A 20,488-nucleotide genomic window follows, 5' to 3' on the forward strand; every position below is an offset into this window, starting at 1 on the left:
GCAACGCCACCTACCGTCAACGCCTTGAAGCCCCCATGCGCATCAGCAAACAATTCCTGATCTTCTGCGTCGTAGGCACCATCGGCTTCGTTGTCGATCTTGGTGTGCTGTATGGCCTGGCGCCGCTGCTGGGCTGGTATGGCGGCCGGGTGGCCTCGTTCTGGGCGGCGGCTACGACGACCTGGTGGTTCAACCGGCGCATCACCTTTGCGGCGGGCGCCGCCGCGCTGCGGGGCGCCGGCATCTGGCGCGAATATGGGCGCTACCTGGCCACCATGCTGGGCGGAGCGGCGCTGAACTACCTGGCCTATGCCGCCACCCTGCACTGGCTGCCCGGCCATGGCGGCGCCGCGCTGGGCGTGGCGCTGGGGAGCCTGGCAGGGCTGTCGGTGAATTTCCTGAGCGCGCGCTACTTTGTGTTCCGGCGCGGAGCGCAGCCCGACGACACACTATGAGCCTGGCCGGAAAACTTCACGGACAAGTCCGTGGCGAGCCAAGCAGGCACGCATACCGCCCCGGGCGGGAATTCTTCGTGATCCTGGCCGTTCTCTGCGTGGCCTACGCCTGCTGGCTGCTCGCGTTCTGGCCCGGCGTGCTGGGGCCTGACAGCTACGCGATCCTGCTGGAAGTGCAGACGCATGGCGGCTTCCAATCCGGCAAGCCCAGCTTCTGGTACTTCTTTGTCGATCTTTTCTATGGCAGCACCCAGCGGGTGGAAGTGCCCGTCGCGTTCCAGTTGCTGTTCGCTGCGCTGGTGTTTGCCCGCATGCTGTCGTGGTGCTGGCGGCAAGGCCTGTGGAAGACCGGCCTGTTCAGTGCCGCATGCATATGCCTTGCGCCCCACATCATGTTTTTTGCGGGAACGCTGTATCCCGACGCCTTGTTCTCCATTGCAGCGGCGGCGCTGCTGTTCGAGTTGTGGCTGGCGGCCAGGGCCGGGCGCTTGGCGCCCTTTCAGCTCTGCATCGTCTTCATCACTCTGCCTTTTGCGTTGTTCGGCCGGCAGAACGGCTTCATCTTTCTTGCGTCGATTGCCCTGGCGTCCCTGGCCTTGCGCTGGCCGGATCGGCTCTGGCTATGGGGCGTGGCGCTGTTCTGGAGCGTGCTTGTCCTCGTGGGCGGGAAGATGCATTCGACCGAATCGCACAGCGTGCTTTTCCCGCTGGCGGTGTTCGAGACGGCCAACTTCCTGCAGCCCCGGCCCATGAACCTGCCGCAGGCCGAGCCCCGGGTTTCCGAGGCGACCATCCAGGCGCTGACGCGGCAGCATGACCTGCAAAGCATCATCCGCAACTACGACCGGGACTACTGGGACCCGCTGATCTACAAGCCGGACGGGCCGGAACTGATGCGGCTGCCACCCGAGGACAAGGCCGTCATCGTGCGCGAATTCTTCCGCTACAACCTGTGGCACAACCTGCCGGCCTTCCTGGGCAGCCGGGTCAACATCTTCATGACCTCGCTGCTGGCACAAGGCGGCATCCTGCCGTTCGACTACACGCAGCAGGTGCTGGCCCAGGTGCAGACGAAATCGGTCATGCGTAGCTTCCACCTGGACCGGCTCGAAGCCGTGCTGCAGAAGCTGCACAACACCAGCCTGGCCTACCGCTGGTTGCTGTGGACGCCCGTGCTGGGCATCTTGCTGCTGCTCTGGCTGCTCCCAGGCGCCCTCAGGCAAAGAAGTGTTCCGGAACTGCTGGTGCTGCTGCCCATGCTGGCCCAGTTGGGTGGAATCTTCGTGTTCTCCATCGCCGGCGAGTACCGCTACCTGCTGCCCTTTGCCATAGCCCCTGTCTTTCTGCTGCCCATGATGCAGAGCCGCCGCAGCACGGCCGCCCCCTTGTGAACCCACCTGACCACCACCATCGCTTGCAGGCCCTGTCCACCTGGCCCCTAGCCGCCCGCCGCGGCATCCTGGGCGTGTTGACCGACATCGACGACACCCTGACCACCGACGGCGCGATCACGCCGGATGCCTTGGCGGCGCTGGGCGCGCTCAAGCAGGCCGGGCTGCATGTGGTACCGATCACCGGCCGGCCGGTGGGCTGGAGCGAGACCTTTGCCGCGACCTGGCCGGTCGATGCAGTGGTGGCGGAGAACGGCGCCGTGGCGCTGCTGCCTTTGCATGAAAAAGGCCTGCAGCCCAATCAGCACCTGGGGTTAGCGCTATCAAAAATATACCAGCAGGACTTCGCCACGCGCAGCGCCAACTTCGCCCGCATGCAGGCGGTGGCGCAGCGCGTGCTGCGCGAGATTCCCGGCACCACGCTGGCCACGGATTCGCCCGGGCGCGAGACGGATATCGCCATCGACCACAGCGAATTTGTGCAGTTGCCGCCCGAGGCCATTGCGCGCGTGGTGGCGCTGCTGCAGAGCGAGGGCATGAACGCCACGGTGAGCAGCATCCACATCAACGGCTGGTATGGCGAGCACGACAAGCTGTCAGGCGCGCGCTGGATCGTGCGCACGCTCTGGCAGCGCGACCTGGATGCCGAAATCGATCGCTGGGTGTATGTGGGCGACTCGACCAATGACCAGAAGATGTTCGAGCGCTTTCCGCACAGCGTAGGCGTGGCCAATATCGCGCGCTTTGTGCCGGCGCTAGAGCACCTTCCGCGCTACCTGGCGGCGGGCGCGCGCGGTGCCGGTTTTACCGAGGTAGCGGAGGCGCTGCTGGCGGCACGCTAGCCGCAACGGGCGCGGGTCACCACGCCGTGCTCGTCCGCATCCAGCGTCAGGCGTGAGGCACTGAACTCCAGCGTCACGATCTGCCCCGGGCGCAGCACCCGCACCACCTTGGCATGGGCGCGGGCGCGGGCCTCTTCGCCCAGGCGCGCGTCCACCGTCTTGCCCACGGCGAACTGGACGTTGGCGGCGTCGCACACGGTCGCGTCACCGATGACGTCCACTTCCGGCGGAACGGAGATCGGCGGCTTGTGGAAGGCGCAGCCCTGGACGCTGAACACCAGCGCCAGGCATGCAAGAAGAGAACGCGGCATGTGGATTCCTCGGGTCATGGATGGATCTTCGCACGCGAACAGAGCAACTATGGCCCGCTCTTGCGCTGCAGCCCCTCCAGCATGGCGAGGTCGAGCAGGCTCGATGCGGCCTTGACCTCGTCCAGGTTCATCTTCTGGCCAGTGAGCTCTACCACCACGCCGTTGCGCAGGGTGGTGGTGTACTGGGCCTGGCTGCCGTCCTTGCGAAAGCTCTCGTGCAGGGTGCGGCCGTTCTCCTGCCAGGTGCGCTCGGACAGTTGGCTGTTCTCGCGCTCGCCCTGCACTGCGGCGCCGGCATCGGCCATGAGCTTGCTCATGCTGCCCAGGTCGAGCATCTCGATGCGCAGGCGCTGCTCGTCATGGCTGTAATCGGCGCGGGCATTGCTGGTGGCGCGCCCGGTCATGTGCCCGCCCTGCATCTCGATGGCGGTGCGGCGAAACGCGCCCAGCGTCTCGGGCAGCGCGGCCTTCAATGCCGGCGCGGGCACGGCGCCCCCGTCCGGGTCGCCGCCTGTGACCGGTGGCGTGCCCGTGACCGGCGCCTGCGCCGTGGCCGCCTGGCGCTCGCTGGCGGCCTCCATGCGCTGCGCGGCGTCAGCCATCTGCTGCGAGGCGGCGCCCAGCGCATTGGCATCCAGATTCAGCTTGCCGCCCGGCGTGCGCAGCGTGATCACGGCCGAACCCAGGCCGCGCGCGGTGAAGTAGGACATGGAGGACGAGACCAGCAGCCCCGCCACCGCGCCTGCGAGCACGATGACGGCGGTGTAGGGCACGGTCTTTTGCGGTGCGCTGCGCATCAGCACCGGCAGGCCGGTGAAGACCAGGTAGGCCGAGTAGCAGGCCGCCACCAGCATCAGCGGAGCCAGGCTCGGCAGCAACAGGAACACGCCGCCCAGCAACGCGGCGCTGCTGGCATGCACGGCCAGGCTGAAGGCGCTCAGGCGGTCGGCACGGCCGCCGAAGGTGGGGGCGACGATGGCGGTGACATGGGCCAGCAGCCACACGCCCAGCACCAGCAGCAGATAGGTCGCTGCCGCCAGGGCCAGCCCGTGGGCCCAGGGCAGGCGCACGCTCAAGCCCGCGCCGCCCGCGCCAATGGCGCTCATGCCAATACCAACGCTGGCAGCGGGAATGAGGGCCAGCAGCAGCAGTTGGCGCCACAAGCGACTGGCGGAAACAGACTCTTCTTCGATGCGGCGCCAGGCCATGCGGGGCTGGAGCAGCAGTTTCTGGATGCGATGGATCAGGGTCATGGAAAGTGGGACAGCAAAGACACCGGCGGCGTTCCCGCCACCGCCCGCCACACACCAGTGCAACGGGGCTTGCATGATGTGCACAAGGCCTGCGGGCTGCGGCGCCGCGGGCCTGTTTTTTTGTTTCAGCGCGTTGCCAGGACGGGCATGCAGAAGTTGCGTAATTCTCGCCGAAAAACGCCAAACCCCTTGTCTGGTAATGGCTTATAGCTACTTATTTAATAGCAAACCCAGGAACTCAGCGCAGGGCGTCCACCTCGGCATGCAGCGTCTCGGCCCAGTTGCGCCGGTCCTGCCCCTCGGCGCGCTGCGGCCTGCCCAGCCGCACCACGGCGGTGATCGGGTTGGCGGTGAGCGTGCGCCAGAGCGAGCCCAGCAAAGTGTCGGCCCCGGCATAGACCGCCGCCCGCGAGCGCTGGCCAGTGGCCGTGTCGACAAAGCGGATGCCCAGCGGCTGCGCCGGCGCGTCGGCCGAGATCGCTGCCTGCAGCAGGTTGGCATGAAAGGGCAGCAGCACCTCGCCGTCGCTCGTCGTGCCTTCGGGGAACACCGCCAGCACATCGCCCGCGCGCAGGCTGTCGGCCATGTGGTGCACCACGCGCAGCGCGTCGCGGCGCGAGGCGCGCTCGATGTAGAGCGTGCCGACGCCGGTGGCTACGTTGCCGATCAGCGGCCAGTGCCGCAGTTCGGCCTTGGACACGAAGCGGCACTGGCGCGTGGCCTGCATCACCAATATGTCGAGCCAGGACACATGGTTGGCCACCAGCAGCAGCGGCCCAGTGGCCTGGCGCTCGCCCTCGACCTGCAGCGTGACATTGAACAGCGCCAGCATGTCGCGCGCCCAGCGCTCGATGCGCGCCTCGCGCTGCGGCGGCGTCATGTGCGGCAGGTGCCAGCGGATCACCCACATGCCCCGCAGGCAGTGGCCAATGGCACGCAGCAGGCGCGTGGCGGCAATGAGATGGCGCAGCGGACGCATGCAGGCGGCCGGGCCGTCAGGCGCTCTGGTACTCGAATGCCACCACGCCACCCACCAGCGTCCAGCGCACCTGCGCGGGCAGCTCGTAGCCGGAGAAAGGCGTGTGCTTGCCCTGGCTGCGCAGCGCCTCGGGCGTGACCGTCCAGCGCGCGGCCGGGTCGAAGATGCACAGATCAGCCACGCCGCCCGGCGCCAGGCGGCCCAGGCTGGCTTGCAGCGTACCGAGTGATGCACCCAGCACCGTGGCCGGCGCGTGGGTGATGGCGGCCAGCGCGCGCGGCAGGCCAGCGCCCTCCTCGCCCCACTTCACGGCCAGGCTCAGCAGCAGCTCCAGGCCGGTGGCGCCGGGCTCGGCCTCGGCGAAGGGCAAGACCTTGGCGTCTTCGTCCACCGGCGTGTGGTCTGACACCAGCGCGTCGATGGTGCCGTCGGCCAGTGCGGCGCGGATGGCGTCGCGGTCGCGCTGCTGGCGCAGCGGCGGGTTCAGGCGCGCGCGGCTGTCGAAGAAGCCGATGTCGGCATCAGTCAGGTGCAGCGAGTTGATGCTGACGTCGCAGCTCACCTTGAGCCCCTCGGCCTTGGCCTGGCGCACCAGGGCAATGCCGGCGGCGCTGCTGAGGCGGCACAGGTGCACGCGCGCGCCGGTGGCCTTTTGCAGCTCGAAGATGGTGTGCAGCGCAATGGTCTCGGCCGCCACCGGCACGCCTGAGAGGCCCAGGCGCGTGGCCAGCGGGCCGCTGGCGGCCACGCCCTTGCCCAGGTGCAGCTCTTGCGGGCGCAGCCAGACGGTGTAGCCAAAGGTGGCGGCGTATTGCAGCGCGCGCTGCAGCACCTGGGTGCTTTCCAGCGCCACCTCGGCCTGGCTGAAGCCGACGCAGCCGGCCTCGGTCAGCTCGGCCATTTCGGTCAGCACGCCGCCGGCCAGGCTGCGCGTGAGCGCGCCCAGCGGGAACAGGCGCGCCTGGTGCAGCTTCTCGGCCCGGAACTTGAGCATCTCCACCAGGCCGGGCTCGTCCAGCACCGGGTCGGTGTCGGGCGGGCAGACCAGGCTGGTGACGCCGCCGGCCACGGCCGCGGCCATCTCGGACTCAAGCATGCGCTCGTGCTCGTAGCCGGGCTCGCGCAGGCGCACGGCCAAATCCACCAGGCCGGGCATGACGATGCAGCCGCTGGCGTCTATGACGCGGTTGGGCGTGAAATCAGGCGCTATGTTATCGATAGCTAGAAGCCGGCCAGCAGCAATGGCTACGTCGGCTTTTTTATCAAAACCGGTGGCCGGGTCGATGACGCGGCCGTTCTGGATCAGGATCTTCATGCTTCGTTTCCTGCAACGATGCTCATTGCGGCCATGCGCACCGCGATGCCAAAGGTCACCTGCGGCAGGATCACGCTCTGCTTGCCGTCGACCACGGCGGAGTCGATCTCGACGCCACGGTTGATCGGCCCCGGATGCATGACGATGGCGTCGGGCTTGGCCAGGCGCAGCTTCTCGGGCGTGAGGCCAAAGCTCTTGAAATACTCCTGCGAGGACGGCAGCAGCGCGCCGCTCATGCGCTCGTTCTGCAGGCGCAGCATGATGACCACGTCGCAGTCCTTGATGCCCTCTTCCAGCGTGTGGAAGACACGCACGCCCATCTGCGCCATGTCGCTGGGCACCAGGGTCTTGGGGCCGACCACGCGCACCTCGGCGCAGCCGAGCGTGGTGAGGCCGTGGATGTCGGAGCGCGCCACGCGCGAATGCAGCACGTCGCCCACGATGGCCACCGTGAGGTTGCTGAAATCCTTCTTGTAGTGGCGGATGGTGTACATGTCGAGCAGCCCCTGCGTGGGGTGCGCATGCCGGCCGTCGCCTGCATTGATCACGTGCACATGCGGCGCCACGTGCTGGGCGATCAGGTAGGGCGCGCCACTTTCGCTGTGCCGCACCACGAACAGGTCGGCCGCCATGGCGCTCAGGTTGGCGATGGTGTCCAGCAGCGACTCGCCCTTGGTGGCCGAGCTGCGCGCGATGTCCAGATTGATGACGTCGGCCGACAGCCGCTTGGCCGCGATCTCGAAGGTGGTGCGGGTGCGCGTGCTGTTCTCGAAGAACAGGTTGAACACGCTCTTGCCGCGCAGCAGCGGCACCTTCTTCACCTCACGGTCGTTCACGCTGGCGAAGTTGGCGGCGGTGTCGAGGATGTGGGTGACGATGTCCTTGGGCAGTCCTTCGATGGACAGCAGGTGGACCAGCTCGCCGTGCTTGTTGAGTTGGGGGTTGCGTTTGTAGAGCATGTCAGGCGTTTTCTACATGGAAGCTGAAGCGGCCGGCCGCATCCTGCACCAGTGCCAACTGCTGCGTGTCGGGCAGCGCCACGCGCGCCGCGGCAAAGTCGGCCTGCACCGGCAGCTCGCGCCCGCCACGGTCTACCAGCACCGCCAGCTTGACGCTGGCCGGGCGGCCGTAGTCGAACAGCTCGTTCAGCACGGCGCGGATGGTGCGGCCGGTGTAGAGCACGTCGTCCAGCAGCACCACGTCGGCGCCGTTCACATCAAAAGGCAGCGTGGTCTGCGCACCGGCGGCCAGGCCGCGCTGGGCAAAGTCGTCGCGGTGCATGACCGAAGAGATGGTGCCGGGCGCATCGGCCAGGCCCAGGTCCTGCTGCAGACGCGCGGCCAGCCAGACACCGCCGGAGGCGATGCCGACCAGGCGCGTCTGCATGGTGAGCATCTGCCGCATGCCGCGCAGCAGCTCACGGTACAGCGCTTCGGCGTCGAGCACCAGGCTCTTGGCGGCGATGGAAGAGGAAGCGTCAGAAATCGTCATAGGGGTTCTCCATTGCGCCGCACAGCACCGGCCGCACACGAAACCGACCGGCACTGAAGGCCGCGGAGCAGGCCATGCGCAGACATCCGCGGAACCGGCTCTGCCGGGCCGCTGGATGTGCCCCCTTTCGCGCAGCAGAAGGGCGGTTGGCGGAGAGCGCCGCGCGCAGCCTGGGGGGATGTCTCATTCGAGGCTCCTCAGGAACTGTTCGAGGATGATGCAGGCCGAGGCCGCGTCAGCATCCTTGGCACCGGCGGACAAGGCCTCGGTGGTGCTGTAGCGCTCGTCCACCTCGTACACCGGCAGGCCAAAGCGGCCGCGCAACTGGCGCGCAAAGCGGCGCGCGCGGCGGGTGTTTTCGTGCTCGGCGCCATCGGGGTGGAAAGGCACGCCGATCACCAATGCGTCAGGCTGCCACTCACGAATCCAGGCCTCCAGCGGGGCGAAGCGCGCGTCGCCCTCGGCCTTCACCGAGCCCTGCGGCGTGGCGGTCTTGAGCAGGCGGTTGCCGGTGGCCACGCCCGTGCGCTTCTGGCCGTAGTCAAGGCCGAGAAAGCTCTGGAAATGCGCGGGGACGGAAGGGGCGTCGGTCACAGAGGATGCAGTACTGGCAGGTTCACGGGCGCAACTTTGGCCCCGCATGGATAGCGCAGGGGCCGCCGCGCACGGCCGCCCGAAGCGGCCGGCCCGCCCCCGGTAGGGGGTTGGCGCAGCGACACGAAGTGCGCGAAGCCTGGGGGGGGAGCCTTTAGATTCAAGCGTGCCCCGCGCCCGGCGAGATCATCCAGCTCTGCAGCCCGAGCAAGGCCAGCGCGCGGTCATAGCGCTCTTCCACCGGCGCATCAAAGATCACGCCCAAATCAGCGCCCACGGTGAGCCAGCTGTTCTCGGCGATCTCGCTCTCCAGTTGGCCCTCGCCCCAGGACGAGTAGCCCAGCGTGACCAGCACGCGCTTGGGGCCGGCACCGGTGGACAGCGCCTCCAGCACATCCTTGGAGGTGGTCATCTCCAGGCCGCCGGGGATGGTCATGGTCGACGCATAGGCCAATTCGTCGGGCGATTCGGTGCCGGCGAACATCGGCTCATGCAGCACAAAGCCGCGCTCGGTCTGCACCGGGCCGCCCTGGAACACGGGCGTGTCTGACAGGTCCTCGCGCCGCAGCGACAGATCGACCTTGTCGAACAGGCGGCGCAGGTTGATGTCGCTGGGTTTGTTGATGATCAGGCCCAGCGCGCCACGGGCGCTGTGCTCGCACAGGTAGATGACGCTGCGCGCGAAGGATTCGTCCTCCAGCCCGGGCATGGCAATCAGAAAGTGATGCGTCAGGTTGATGGGATCGGAATCAGCTGCCATAGCCGGCGATTTTAGGGCTTGGCGCAAGCGGGGCATTTGCTGCTCAAATGCACAAATTCCATGCAACGCCCCGCACCTCCAAAGTTCGACGCCGGCCTGATGTGGTTCCGGCGCGACCTGCGCTGCGATGACAACGCCGCGCTCTACCACGCACTGCGCCACTGCCGCCGTGTGTACTGCGTGTTCGTCTTCGACACCGCCATCCTGGACGCGCTGCCGCGCGCCGACCGGCGCGTGGAATTCATCCACGCCGCCGTGCTGGAGCTGGACCAGGACCTGCGCCGCCTGGCCGGCCAGCCCGCCGCCGGCCTGATCGTGCGCCATGCCGACGCGCAGCAGGACATCGCCCTGCTGGCCAAGTCGCTGGGCGTGCAGGCGGTGTTCGCCAACCGCGACGACGAGCCCGCGGCGCAGCGGCGCGACGCCCAGGTGCTGGGCGCGCTGGCCAATGCCGGCATCGTGCTGCAGTTGCACAAGGACCAGAACCTGTTCGAGCGCGACGAGCTGCTGACCCAGGCCGGCACGCCCTTCAGCGTGTTCAGCGCCTACAAGAATGCCTGGCTGCAGAAGCTCGACGACTTCTATCTAAAGCCCTACCCCGTCGCCAAATACGCGCAGGCCTTGGCCCCGCGGCCCGAGGCGCATGCCCAGCCCATGCCCACGCTGGCTGCCCTGGGCTTTGAGGCGACCAATCTGTCGCAACTGCAGATCCCCACTGGCGCCAGCGGCGCCGAGGCGCTGTTCGACGACTTCTTTGCGCGCATTGACGACTACCACCGCACGCGCGATTTCCCCGGCACCAAGGGGCCGAGCTACCTGGGCGTGCACCTGCGCTTTGGCACGGTGTCGGTGCGGCGCCTGGCCACCACCGCGCACCGGCTGGCACTGGGCGGCAGCCAGGGCGCCGCCACCTGGGTGGGCGAGCTGATCTGGCGCGATTTCTTCTTCCAGGTGCTCTACCACCACCCGCACGTGGTCGGCCACGCCTTCCGCCCCGAGTACGACGCCATCAAGTGGGAGCACGGCAAGCAGGCCGACGCCTTGTTCGCGGCCTGGTGCGCGGGCCGCACCGGCTACCCGCTGGTGGACGCGGCCATGTTGCAGCTCAGCCTCAGCGGCTACATGCACAACCGCCTGCGCATGGTGGCGGCCAGCTTCCTGGTGAAAGACTTGGGGTTGGACTGGCGTCGCGGCGAGGCCTTCTTTGCGCTGCACCTGAACGATTTCGAGCTGGCCTCCAACAACGGCAACTGGCAATGGGCAGCATCCACCGGCTGCGACGCGCAGCCCTGGTTCCGCATCTTCAACCCGGTCACCCAGAGCCAGAAGTTCGACGCCGAAGGCCACTTCATCCGCCGCTACCTGCCCCAGCTCGCCAAATTGCCGAACGACTTGATCCACACGCCCTGGCGCGCCTCACCGGTAGAACTGGCCGCCGCCGGGCTGGAGCTGGGCCGCGACTATCCGCTGCCGCTGGTCGACCACGCGCTGGCGCGCGAGAAAACATTGGAGCGCTACGCAGCGGCGCAGAAGGCCGCGCGCTAGGGCGTGTCATCAATCGAAACACGTTCTAAGAACCATCCCTTTCAAGGTTCTGTGATCTGTTTGACAGCAGGAGCTGGGCCGAGCGCAGCGATGGCCCGACTGGCAGTCCCGGGGTCCCCTCTGTGGCGTTGAGGAGCGCAGGAGTCGGCAGGTTGCCCGTAGCGCAGCGAAGGGACGGCGAGGACTGTCTGAGCGCAGCGAGTTCCGCAGCCGCCTGCCGAATCCGAGCACCGCAAAGCAGTCCGGCAAAGCCGGACCGCCACAGTGGGGTCGCCTTCTCTTTGGTGACTTTCTCTTGGCGACTCAAGAGAAAGTTACTCGCCCGCCGGGGCGAACTCCCGGCACCCGCCACCTGCAAGGCACACAGCGCAGGAATCTCTCAAAGACCTTGAAAGGGATGGTTCTAAGAGCCTACGACCACAGCTGCGGCAGCCCGCCCTCTACCGCGAGCCCGGCCTCAGCCAGCATCCTCCGGTAGGCGCCGCCGAGCTGGCCGCCGCCACGGCCATTGCCGCGCTCGACCATGCCCAGGTTCAACACGCGGTAGACCGGTTGCCACTCCTCCTGCCCGTCGGCTCCGCGCACCCGCAGGCGCAGCGCCGGGTTGGGCAGGTAGTGGCCATTGCGCGTACGCAGCCAGAGCTTGCGCGCGGGCGCGTAGCTGCTGTCCACCTCGGCGCGGGCCAGCACGCCGTTGAAGTAGACGCGCTTGCGCCGCTCTTCGCGCCAGACCGCATGCGGAAAGTGCTCGATGCCACGCATCAGGTAGGCCGCATCAAAGCCCGCAAGGCGGCGCACGTCGTGCTGCGGCATGTTGTACATCAGTGAAGCCAGGGTCTTGAGGCCTGCCAGCATGAGCTGCAGCAGCAGGTACTCACCCTGGTGCTCGTGCAAGCGCACCAAGCGGCCATCGACCTCGATGTCGAAGGTGGGTGGCGCGACCAGGCGATGCACCTCACCGAAGGCGCCTGCGGCATAGCCTGGATCGCAGGCTGCGCGCGCCAGTGCCAGGGACTGGGCGCTATGGCCGAACAGGTCGCGCCGCCCGATGTCGGCGCCGCGCGCCAGCAGCGCCTCGACCAGCGGCACGTTGCCGGTGCGGGCCGCCAGCATCAGCGGGGTGGCATCGGTGACGGTGCGGTGGTCCACGCCGTACTGGTCGCACTGCTGCAGGATGTCCTTGAAGTTCTTCTTCTCGTAGGCGGCTAGGTGGCGCACCCCCAAGGCCTGCTGCGCGCGCAGGAGGGCGCCTTCCCGCGCCTTGGCCACCAATTGCACGGCCACCGGCCAGTGCATGTCTCCGTCCAGCGCCAGGATGTGGTCGTCCAGATAGTGCCAAAGCGCAGAGTCCAGCAACTGCTGGCGCGGCTTGGCGGATATCTCCTTTGGGTCATAGGCACGCGCCATGCTGGTGTTCAGCAGTGCGGCATCCGCTACCGGCCAGGGCACCGGCCGGGTCTTCAAGATGGACTGGCGAATGGCGTCAGCCTGCTCCTGCTTGCCCTGCTGCTCCAGCCGGTGCGCCTCACGCTCCCAGTCTTCACGGCTGGACTGGGCCGCCTGCACGTCGAGGCGCTCGGCGCTTTCGCGCACCTCCAGCAATTGCAGCAGCGGGTGTGCAAGATCGCTCTCGACCAGGTAGAGGCGCTCTACCGCGCGCGTGATCGCCACGTAGAGCGCGTTGACGTAGAACTTCCAGAGTTCGAGCGCGCGGTCGTGCTTGTCCTTGGCGCGGCGGTAGTCCAGCGTGTCGCGCTTCAGGTCGTCGGCATCGACGCCTTCGCAGATCTCCGCATAAGCCGCGCGCTGGGCCGAAACAAAGCGGTAGAGGATGATGTTCGGGTACTCCAGCCCCTTGGCCTCGTGCACCGAGAACACCAGCGGCGTGCGGAACACGCTGCGCGCCTCTGCCTTGTCCTCGTCGCGCAGCACCAGCACGGCAAACTGGGTGGAGCCGCGCGTGCGGGCGTCCAGATCACGCTTGACCGCATCCTTGTCGGGCAACAGGCGAACCTCGCCGTCCACGCCCGAGGCCGGCTGCACCAGGTGGTTGCTTTCCCGGTCGATGGAGCCAAAGCGCGCGTGCTTGATCTTGAGCAAGGCGTTGGCCACGCGGGTGACTTCACGCGCGTTGCGGTAGTTCACCCCCAGCACCGACAAGGTTTGGCGCTCGGCCAGTGCCGGGTCGCGCCAGAACAGGCTCTTGACCGCGCTCCACGAAAAGAAGTTGGGGTGCACGATCTGGTTCGAGTCGCCGCACAGCATGAACTGGCCCGCGGTCTTGAGCGTGCGCAGCACCAGCGCGAGCTGGGCGTTGGTCAGATCCTGCACCTCGTCGATCACGACGAAGTCGTACTGCGGCTGCGCCAGCGCCTGCCACTCGTGGGCGACAAGGTTGCTGTCGAACAGGCCGCTGGCCGCCAGCCACTGGCGGTACTTGCCAAACAGCTCATAGACGGCCTCGCGCTGCGCGGCCTCGAAGATCGACTGGCGCGGCCCCAGCGCCAGGTAGGCCTCGCGCGTGAGCACGCCCTCGGGCTGGCTGCCGATCACGCCGCGAAACTCCTCGAAGCAGGGGTGCGCATCGGTAAAGCGGTACTGCTGGCGGTGCCGCGCAAACCAGTCACGGAAGGCGGTGAAGTCAACCTCGCGCCCTGGCGGCACGCGCAGCGTCTCCAGGAACTCACGGTAGGACAGAAACTGCGCCTCTTGCGCCGGGTTTTCGTAGCCGTGCGCGTAGTAGAGGCCGCGCGCGCTCTGCGCCAGCCAGGGCGACTGGGTGACGTAGAGCACCTCGCCCTCGGCATGGCGCAGCTTCTCCAGCGTGAGCGCGGTCTTGCCCGAACCGGCCGAGCCAACCAGCACCAGGGGCGGCGGCAGCCGGTAGATCGCGTCCTGCGCGTCATCGAAGGAGATCGGCTTGTCCAGCAGATGGAACACGCCGCGCCCCGGGTGCAGGTAGCGCACCGCTTCAGCCCCGGCGCGCGCCTCGTCGGGCGTGGCGTCCTCGATCAGCGCCTCGTCTACCCGCACCCCGCGCAAGAAGCGCGACTTGTCGTAGGCATGGTGGGCAATGATTTCCAATGCCAGGCAAGCCGCCTGGCCACCGTGCTGCACAAACTGCACCAGCAAGCGGCTGGCGTCGTCGAGCTTGGCGCGGTAGTAGCGCGTGGGCGCCAGCTTTTTCATGTCGATGCTGCGGAAGTCACCGCGCTCGATGGCAGCGCAGACTTTCTCAAACTTGCTGCGCAGCTTGGCTGGGTCAAGCCCGGCGTAGATCAGGACCTGCATTGACGAATTTCAAAGGAATGGGAACGACCCTGCATCTTCGCAGACGGCTCAATGAGAAAAGGCGGCCACGTTGCCGTGGCCGCCTTGGCAGGCGATGCGGTTGAGACCGCGATCAGGCCGTCTGCAGCGCAGCGATGCGTTGTTCGATCGGCGGGTGCGAAGAGAACAGCTTGCCGATGCCGCCGGTGATGCCCATGGCCTGCACGCTCTTGGGCAGCTCGCCCGGCGTCATGCCGCCCAGGCGGGCCAGCGCGTTGATCATGGGCTGCTTGCGGCCCATGAGTTGGGCGGCGCCGGCGTCGGCGCGGAACTCGCGCTGGCGCGAGAACCAGGCGACGACGATGGCCGCGGCAAAGCCCAGCACGATGTCGAGCACGATGGTCGTCACGTAGTAGCCGATGCCGGGGCCGGAGCGGTTCTCGTTGTTCTTGTTCAGGAAGCTGTCGACGGCATAGCCGATGACGCGCGACAGGAACACGACGAAGGTGTTCATCACGCCCTGGATCAGCGTCATGGTGACCATGTCGCCGTTGGCGATGTGGGCCACCTCGTGGCCGATCACGGCCTCGATCTCTTCGCGCGTCATGCCTTGCAGCAAGCCGGTGGAAACCGCGACCAGGGCGCTGTTCTTGAAGGCGCCGGTAGCGAAGGCATTCGGGTCGCCTTCGAAGATGCCGACTTCCGGCATGCCGATGCCGGCCTTGTCGGCGAACTTGCGCACGGTCTCGACGATCCAGGCTTCGTCAGCGTTGGCGGGCTGGTTGATGACGCGCACGCCCGAGCTCCACTTGGCAACAGGCTTGCTGATGAGCAGCGAAATGATGGCGCCGCCAAAGCCCATGATGAGCGCAAAACCCAGCAAGGCGCCCAGGTTGAGGCCGTTGGACGTAAGGAAGCGGTTGACGCCAAGCAGGCTGGCGACGATGCCCAGCACGAGGACGACGGCCAGGTTGGTAAGAACGAACAGAGCGATGCGTTTCATGAATTCTCCGTGGGATGGACCAAGGCCCTTGCGCAGACAGATGGAGGCGAGGCCGCCCCCTTCAAGCCGCGCCGCAGGATGCGCTCTGTTGTGCTGTGTTTATGCAGCCCTGCGAAGGCGTGAAGATGGAAGCGATCATAGGCGGAAAAGTTCAGCTTCCTGGCTTTCCCACATAGACCAACGCTATACTTTCTATAGCTGCAGGCCAAGGCTGTTCCTTGGCTGCGGGCGTGTTCCCTTTAAATTCCGGTCAGGCCTAGGCGTCGCGCGGGCCAGCCGAGCAGCCATCAAACGCAGGCCCGGAGCTGCGTCATCATCGCTGCGGAAAAAACTACTTTTTCAGCAAAATTGATAGCTACAAGCCCAGGTACCGCCTGGGCTAAAGGCATATTTCGCTTAAAATCCGTGACCACTCAGCTCCCCCTGTGCCGTGTGATCTGTTTGGCAGATCTTGTGTCTTGCAGGCAGCGGTGTCGCTGGCGATGGCGGTGCACGCGCTGTGGCGTGGAAGTGGCGCTACTTAATTAGTAGCTTCTAGCCGGCGTATATCCTGCACTTCAGGTACTTTTTCACCTGAAACGAAGGGTATTCGCCGGCATAGCGCTATGTTTTTTGATTTCCCGCATGCAGCGCCGGTTCACGCTTGGTACGCAAGGCCGGTCGGAACGCCCCACCGCCACCGCGCCGGCCAGGCAGCGGCCTACCTAGTTTCGGGGATGTACAGCTTGTTGCAAGCAGGTCAGCATCGGCGGCATTGGCGTGCCCACCCCGGGCGCGCGCGCAGGACCGTCCCATGCCCGCCTTGCACCGCTTCCTCATCCCTCTGGCCCTGCTGCTGGGCCTGCACGGCGCCGCCCAGGCCGCCATCTGCCGCGTGGCCGCTGACGGCAGTGCTGACGCCGACGCCGCCGCCGACGGCAGCAGTTGGACCCCGGCCACCACGCTGCAGGCGGCGCTGGGCAATGCCAACTGCGACGAGATCTGGGTCCAGCAGGGCCTGTACAAACCCACCACCGACACCAACCGCACGGTCAGCTTTGCCATCAACCGCCCGCTCAAGCTCTACGGCGGCTTCGCCGGCACGGAAACCGCGCTGGCGCAGCGCAGCGGCGGCAGCAGCAGCACCACGCTCTCGGGCGACATCGGAACGGCGGGCGACAGCAGCGACAACAGCTACCACGTGCTGGTCATAGGCGGGACGGGCGCTACCGGCAACGGCAGCTACACCAGCGCCGATACCGTGGTCGATGGCTTCACGGTGACGGCGGGGCAGGCGGATGGGGGTTCGTTTCCTCACTACTACGGCGGCGGCCTCTACTGCAATGGCAGCGGGGCGGGCAAGGTGTGCAGCCCGCTGCTGGCCGGGCTGGTCTTCCAGGGCAATGCAGCCGCCTACGGCGGGGCGATCTACAACAGCGGCAACTCCGGCGGCAGCAGCAGCCCCGCCATCACCAACACCACCTTCAGCGGCAATTCAGCCACCTACGGCTACGGCGGGGCGATCTACAACGAAGGCTACGCAGGCAACAGCAGCCCCGCCATCACCAACGCCACCTTCGGCGGCAATTCAGCCGCCGGCTACGGCGGGGCGATCTTCAACAATGGCAACTTCGGCGGCAACAGCAGCCCCGCCATCACCAACACCACCTTCAGCGGCAATTCAGCCGCCTTCGGCGGGGCGATCTACAACTATGGCGGCTCCGGTAGCAGCAGCCCCGCCATCACCAACGCCACCTTCAGCGGCAATTCAGCCGCCGGCGGCGGGGCGATCTACAACTATGGCAGCTCCGGTAGCAGCAGCCCCGCCATCACCAACGCCACCTTCAGCGGCAATTCAGCCACCGGCTACGGCGGGGCGATCTACAGCTATGGCTTTGGCTCGACCAGCCGCCCCAGCGTGACCCGCTCGGTGTTCTGGGGCAATACGGCTGGCAGCGGTCCCCAGGCGTGGACTAGTAGCAACGCCCAGATCACCTTCAACAACAGCCTGATCCAAGGGGGCTGCGCCAGCAGTGGTGACGGCGGCGGCGGCGGCGCGTGCCCCGGCCCCGACCCGCTGTTGACCGCTGACCCGCTACTCGGCCCCCTGCAGAACAACGGCGGCCCCACGCCCACCATGCTGCCGGCGGCCAATAGCCCGGTCATCGATGCGGGCGGCGCCTGCACCGGTAGCGACCAGCGCGGCGTGGCCCGCCCGCAGGGCGGTGCCTGCGATCTGGGGGCGGTGGAGCGGATCGCCCAGGCCGACCATGCCCTGAGCGTGGCCGCCAGCGGCCCGGGCCGGGTCAGTGCGGCGGCCTTGCCTGCCCCGATCAGCGGCAGCATCGCCCAGTGCCGCGCGGCCAGCGGCAGTTGCAGTGCGAGCTATACCGCCATAGAGACGACCCCGCAGGTCAGCGTCACCCTCACGGCCACGCCCGATGCGGGGCAGGTCTTTGCGGGCTGGGGCGGGGCCTGCATTGGCTCGGGCACGGCCAGCACCTGCACGGTGGCGATGGACCAGGCGCGCAGCGTGAGTGCGGCGTTCATGTTCGCGGACCAGGTGTTGAGCGCTACGGTCACCGGCCCCGGCACGGTGGAGGCCAGCCCCGCGCCCGCCGGTGGTGGCGGTCTGTCCGCCTGCCGCGCGGGCAGTGGCACTTGCAGCGCCACCTACACGGGCCAGAGTGTGGCGACCAGCGTCACCCTCACGGCCACGCCCGATGCGGGGCAGGTCTTCACCGGCTGGGGCGGGGACTGCATTGGCACGGGCACCTGCACGGTGGCGATGGACCAGGCGCGCAGCGTGAGTGCGGCCTTTGCCTTGCTGAGCTATACCGGTACGGCGCCTGGCGGCACGGGCAGTACCACGGCGGTGCTGGACAGCGATGGTGCGGGCTGCGTGCTGGACCCGGCGGCGGCATCCTTTACGGCCCCGGCCAACCCGCCGGCCGGGGTGACGTTCCCGCAGGGGGTGTTTGCCTTCCGCGCCACGGGCTGCACCAGCAGCGTGGCGGCGCCGGCGGTGCTGACGGTGACGCTGACCTACCCGCAGGCCCTGCCCCCCGGGGCGCAGTACTGGAAGTTTGGCCCGAGCGCGGCCAACCCTGTGCCGCATTGGTTCGTGCTGGCGGGCGCCACCCTCAACGGCAATACCGTGAGCTTCCAGCTCACCGACAACGGCGACGGCGACAGCGACCCAGCCCTGGGCAGCATCACCGACCCGGGCGGCCCGGGCGTGCTGGCGGTGGCCGCTGGCGGCGTGACGGCGATCCCGGTGGATGCGCCCTGGATGCTGGGGCTGTTGACGCTGTTGCTGGGCGGGGCGGCTTGGCGTGCGAAGCGGGTGGGCTACAGGCAGGGCCAAGGGCACTCATTTATTGATGGCTGATAGCCCAGGCTGCACCTGGGCTAGAGGCATATTTCATTCAAAAACCGTAACTACTCACGCCCCGTTCGCCCTGAGCCGGTCCTTGGGCTTGGTGATGCGTGGCAGGGCTTCGACAAGCTCAGCCCGAACGGTATGGGAACCTGAGTAGTTACTAAAAACCCGCACGCGGGCCGGAAAGACCTGGTGCGCACCGGAACACCTGCGCATCGTCGTAGAAGCCCGGCTGCGCATTGGCCGGCCACCAGCCCGGCACGCCCAGCACCGGCAGCGGCGTGAAGGGCTTGGCGGCCAGCGCGTCCGCTTGCAGTTGCTGCGCCAGCCAGTCGTCGGCATGGGCCATGTCTGCCATCGCCAGAGGCCGGCACAGGACATGGGCGACCACCGCTTTGCGCGGTGCCACCAGCTTCTCCAGCAGCGCATGGCCAAACAGCAGCAGCCGCGCCTCGGCCCAGCGCGCGCGGTGGGTGACAAAAAGCGCCTGCCAGTCGCGCGCCAGCAGCGCTTGCCACAACACATCGGGCGCGGCCAGCACGGCGCCGTTCTCGTCGAACACGGTGATGGCGTCGCGCAGCGGGCCGCGCACGCTGCCCACGCCGGCCGCCGCGATGGCGCCGGCCTGCAGCCGGTTGAGCTGCACCTTGGCCTGCGGAAAGCGCCACCAGACCAGGCCATTGAAGAAGTCATGCAGGCTGTCCCGCGTGGGCACCTGGCCGCGCTCGGCGATAAAGCTTTCGTAGGCCATGCCCGTGGGCAGCGCGGCCTGCGGCACAAAGCGCACCGGGCCGGCGCAGGCGGCATCCAGCGCAGCGGCCACGCCGGCGCCGGAGGCGATCCGCTGCTGCACCGCCGAGCCGATGTCGCGCCAGGGCGCTAGCCAGGGCTGCGCCCAATGCACTGCTGCCTCAAATCCAGCCAAGGTGTTCACGAGCTCAGCGTTCCATTGCGCCACTCGGCACAGAAGGCCGCGGAGCAGGCCATGCGCGAACATCCGTGGAGCCGGCTTTGCCGGGCCGCCGGATGTGTCCCCTTGAGGGGGTTGGCGCAGCGACACGCAGTGCGCGAAGCCTGGGGGTGTTCCACTTGCTACGGCCTGCGCAAGAGCCTGATTTGGCGCGCCGGACCGTCCTTGGGATGGATCTCAAAGTAAGCCGGGTACTTGCGAAACAGGTCGTGCAGCGGCTTGCTGCCTTTCTTGATGCCGGCGTCGTGCAAGGGCTTGCCCAGCGCGTTGAGCTGCTTGGTGCTGCCGACCTTCCAGTCGGGGATGGCGGCCAGCACCTGGCGCAGTTGCTCGGGTACATCGCGCTCGGCCGGGTCGGGCCGCGCGACGGGCGGCGCGGGCACGGGGGCCGGCACTGCCGTGGGACGCGTGCTGCGCCGCGCGCGCACCGGTGCGGGCTCGGCTACGGGTGCCGTGACCACCAGCGAAGGCCGTGGCCGCGGCTCCAGCGGCGCCGACACACGCCCGCCGACATGGATCACCGCGTCATAGGCCTGGGCGATATCGGTGGAGGCCTTGTCGGCCTGCGCAAAGCAGATCACGCGCACGCCGGCCTCGCGCAGCCGCACCACCAGCGGCACAAAGTCGGCATCGCCCGAGCCGATCGCCACGGTGCTCGGCCCCAATTGGTGCAACAGGTCGATCGCGTCCACCGCCAGCGCCACGTCGGTCGAGCCCTTGCCGTGGTTGAGAAAGCCGCGCACCGCATGGCGCTGCATCACCTCGCGCAGGCCGGCGAGCTTCTCTGCGCCGCCGTAGGCACGGCGCACCGTTATGGCACCGGGCAGGTCGCCCAGCTTTGCGAACGCTTCCTCCACCGCCGCCGGGGACAGGTTGTCGGCATCGATCAGGAAGGCCGTGGTGTCGGGTTTCGCGTGAAGCATGGTGCTGCCTTGGTGGGTGGAAAAG

17 protein-coding genes are annotated in these 20,488 nt (G+C 67.5%); 5 read left to right on the plus strand and 12 right to left on the minus strand.

The annotated features are described in order from the left end of the window. Positions 1–35 precede the first annotated feature (35 nt). The 3 genes from AAFF27_23095 (at position 36) to AAFF27_23105 (ending at position 2,688) form a co-directional block, all read left to right on the plus strand. Positions 36–455: a GtrA family protein gene (locus AAFF27_23095; GenBank protein ID XAH22849.1), complete on the plus strand. Its 420-nt coding sequence runs from the start codon at positions 36–38 to the stop codon at positions 453–455. 77 nt (positions 456–532) lie between these two features. Then, on the plus strand, positions 533–1,846 hold the full coding sequence (locus AAFF27_23100; GenBank protein XAH22850.1) for a hypothetical protein: 1,314 nt from the start codon (positions 533–535) through the stop codon (positions 1,844–1,846). Between the two features lie 23 nt (positions 1,847–1,869). Beyond that, positions 1,870–2,688: an HAD-IIB family hydrolase gene (locus AAFF27_23105; protein XAH26304.1), complete on the plus strand. Its 819-nt coding sequence runs from the start codon at positions 1,870–1,872 to the stop codon at positions 2,686–2,688. Here AAFF27_23105 and AAFF27_23110 read toward each other — a convergent pair. The 8 genes from AAFF27_23110 to AAFF27_23145 all read right to left on the minus strand — a co-directional run bounded on the left by AAFF27_23110 (position 2,685) and on the right by AAFF27_23145 (position 9,391). After that, positions 2,685–3,017, minus strand: a complete 333-nt coding sequence (locus AAFF27_23110; protein XAH22851.1) for an I78 family peptidase inhibitor — start codon at positions 3,015–3,017, stop codon at positions 2,685–2,687. The genes AAFF27_23105 and AAFF27_23110 overlap by 4 nt on opposite strands. A gap of 29 nt (positions 3,018–3,046) precedes the next feature. Further along, positions 3,047–4,252, minus strand: a complete 1,206-nt coding sequence (locus tag AAFF27_23115; protein XAH22852.1) for a Yip1 family protein — start codon at positions 4,250–4,252, stop codon at positions 3,047–3,049. A gap of 238 nt (positions 4,253–4,490) precedes the next feature. Beyond that, the gene (locus AAFF27_23120; GenBank protein XAH22853.1) at positions 4,491–5,231 is read right to left on the minus strand and encodes a lysophospholipid acyltransferase family protein; all 741 of its coding nucleotides are present in this window, start codon (positions 5,229–5,231) and stop codon (positions 4,491–4,493) included. A 16-nt stretch (positions 5,232–5,247) separates the two neighbouring features. Next, positions 5,248–6,546, minus strand: a complete 1,299-nt coding sequence (locus tag AAFF27_23125; protein XAH22854.1) for a dihydroorotase — start codon at positions 6,544–6,546, stop codon at positions 5,248–5,250. Further along, positions 6,543–7,505: an aspartate carbamoyltransferase catalytic subunit gene (locus tag AAFF27_23130; GenBank protein ID XAH22855.1), complete on the minus strand. Its 963-nt coding sequence runs from the start codon at positions 7,503–7,505 to the stop codon at positions 6,543–6,545. Before AAFF27_23130 ends, AAFF27_23125 begins: the two co-directional genes overlap by 4 nt. 1 nt (position 7,506) lies before the next feature. Beyond that, a complete protein-coding gene (gene pyrR / locus AAFF27_23135; GenBank protein XAH22856.1) occupies positions 7,507–8,037 on the minus strand; it encodes a bifunctional pyr operon transcriptional regulator/uracil phosphoribosyltransferase PyrR in 531 nt (176 codons plus the stop codon). A gap of 183 nt (positions 8,038–8,220) precedes the next feature. Then, entirely contained in the window at positions 8,221–8,679 is a 459-nt protein-coding gene (gene ruvX / locus AAFF27_23140; GenBank protein XAH22857.1) for a Holliday junction resolvase RuvX, read from the minus strand. A 112-nt stretch (positions 8,680–8,791) separates the two neighbouring features. After that, positions 8,792–9,391 (minus strand): YqgE/AlgH family protein, encoded by a 600-nt coding sequence (locus AAFF27_23145; GenBank protein ID XAH22858.1) that lies wholly within the window; start codon positions 9,389–9,391, stop codon positions 8,792–8,794. A 60-nt stretch (positions 9,392–9,451) separates the two neighbouring features. Here AAFF27_23145 and AAFF27_23150 point away from each other — a divergent pair, with 60 nt between their 5' ends. After that, positions 9,452–10,936: a deoxyribodipyrimidine photo-lyase gene (locus AAFF27_23150; GenBank protein ID XAH22859.1), complete on the plus strand. Its 1,485-nt coding sequence runs from the start codon at positions 9,452–9,454 to the stop codon at positions 10,934–10,936. A gap of 411 nt (positions 10,937–11,347) precedes the next feature. Here the strand turns inward: AAFF27_23150 and AAFF27_23155 are convergent, their stop codons facing one another. Together AAFF27_23155 and htpX are read right to left on the minus strand one after the other, a co-directional pair. Continuing rightward, complete coding sequence (locus AAFF27_23155; protein XAH22860.1) at positions 11,348–14,227, minus strand: UvrD-helicase domain-containing protein; 2,880 nt, start codon at positions 14,225–14,227, stop codon at positions 11,348–11,350. A gap of 112 nt (positions 14,228–14,339) precedes the next feature. Continuing rightward, the gene (htpX, locus tag AAFF27_23160) at positions 14,340–15,209 is read right to left on the minus strand and encodes a protease HtpX (GenBank protein XAH22861.1); all 870 of its coding nucleotides are present in this window, start codon (positions 15,207–15,209) and stop codon (positions 14,340–14,342) included. Between the two features lie 793 nt (positions 15,210–16,002). On the opposite strand from htpX, the gene AAFF27_23165 reads away from it, so the two are divergent. Beyond that, on the plus strand, positions 16,003–18,579 hold the full coding sequence (locus AAFF27_23165) for a choice-of-anchor U domain-containing protein (GenBank protein ID XAH22862.1): 2,577 nt from the start codon (positions 16,003–16,005) through the stop codon (positions 18,577–18,579). A gap of 151 nt (positions 18,580–18,730) precedes the next feature. On the opposite strand, the gene AAFF27_23170 is transcribed toward AAFF27_23165, so the two are convergent. Both AAFF27_23170 and AAFF27_23175 read right to left on the minus strand, forming a co-directional pair. Beyond that, positions 18,731–19,504, minus strand: coding sequence for a DUF3025 domain-containing protein (locus AAFF27_23170; protein ID XAH22863.1), 774 nt, complete (start codon positions 19,502–19,504; stop codon positions 18,731–18,733). A 158-nt stretch (positions 19,505–19,662) separates the two neighbouring features. Further along, positions 19,663–20,463 (minus strand): NYN domain-containing protein, encoded by an 801-nt coding sequence (locus AAFF27_23175; GenBank protein ID XAH22864.1) that lies wholly within the window; start codon positions 20,461–20,463, stop codon positions 19,663–19,665. Between the last annotated feature and the right edge of the window lie 25 nt (positions 20,464–20,488).

The sequence above is a fragment of the Xylophilus sp. GW821-FHT01B05 genome (assembly GCA_038961845.1).
Classification (GTDB): Bacteria; Pseudomonadota; Gammaproteobacteria; order Burkholderiales; family Burkholderiaceae_C; genus Xylophilus.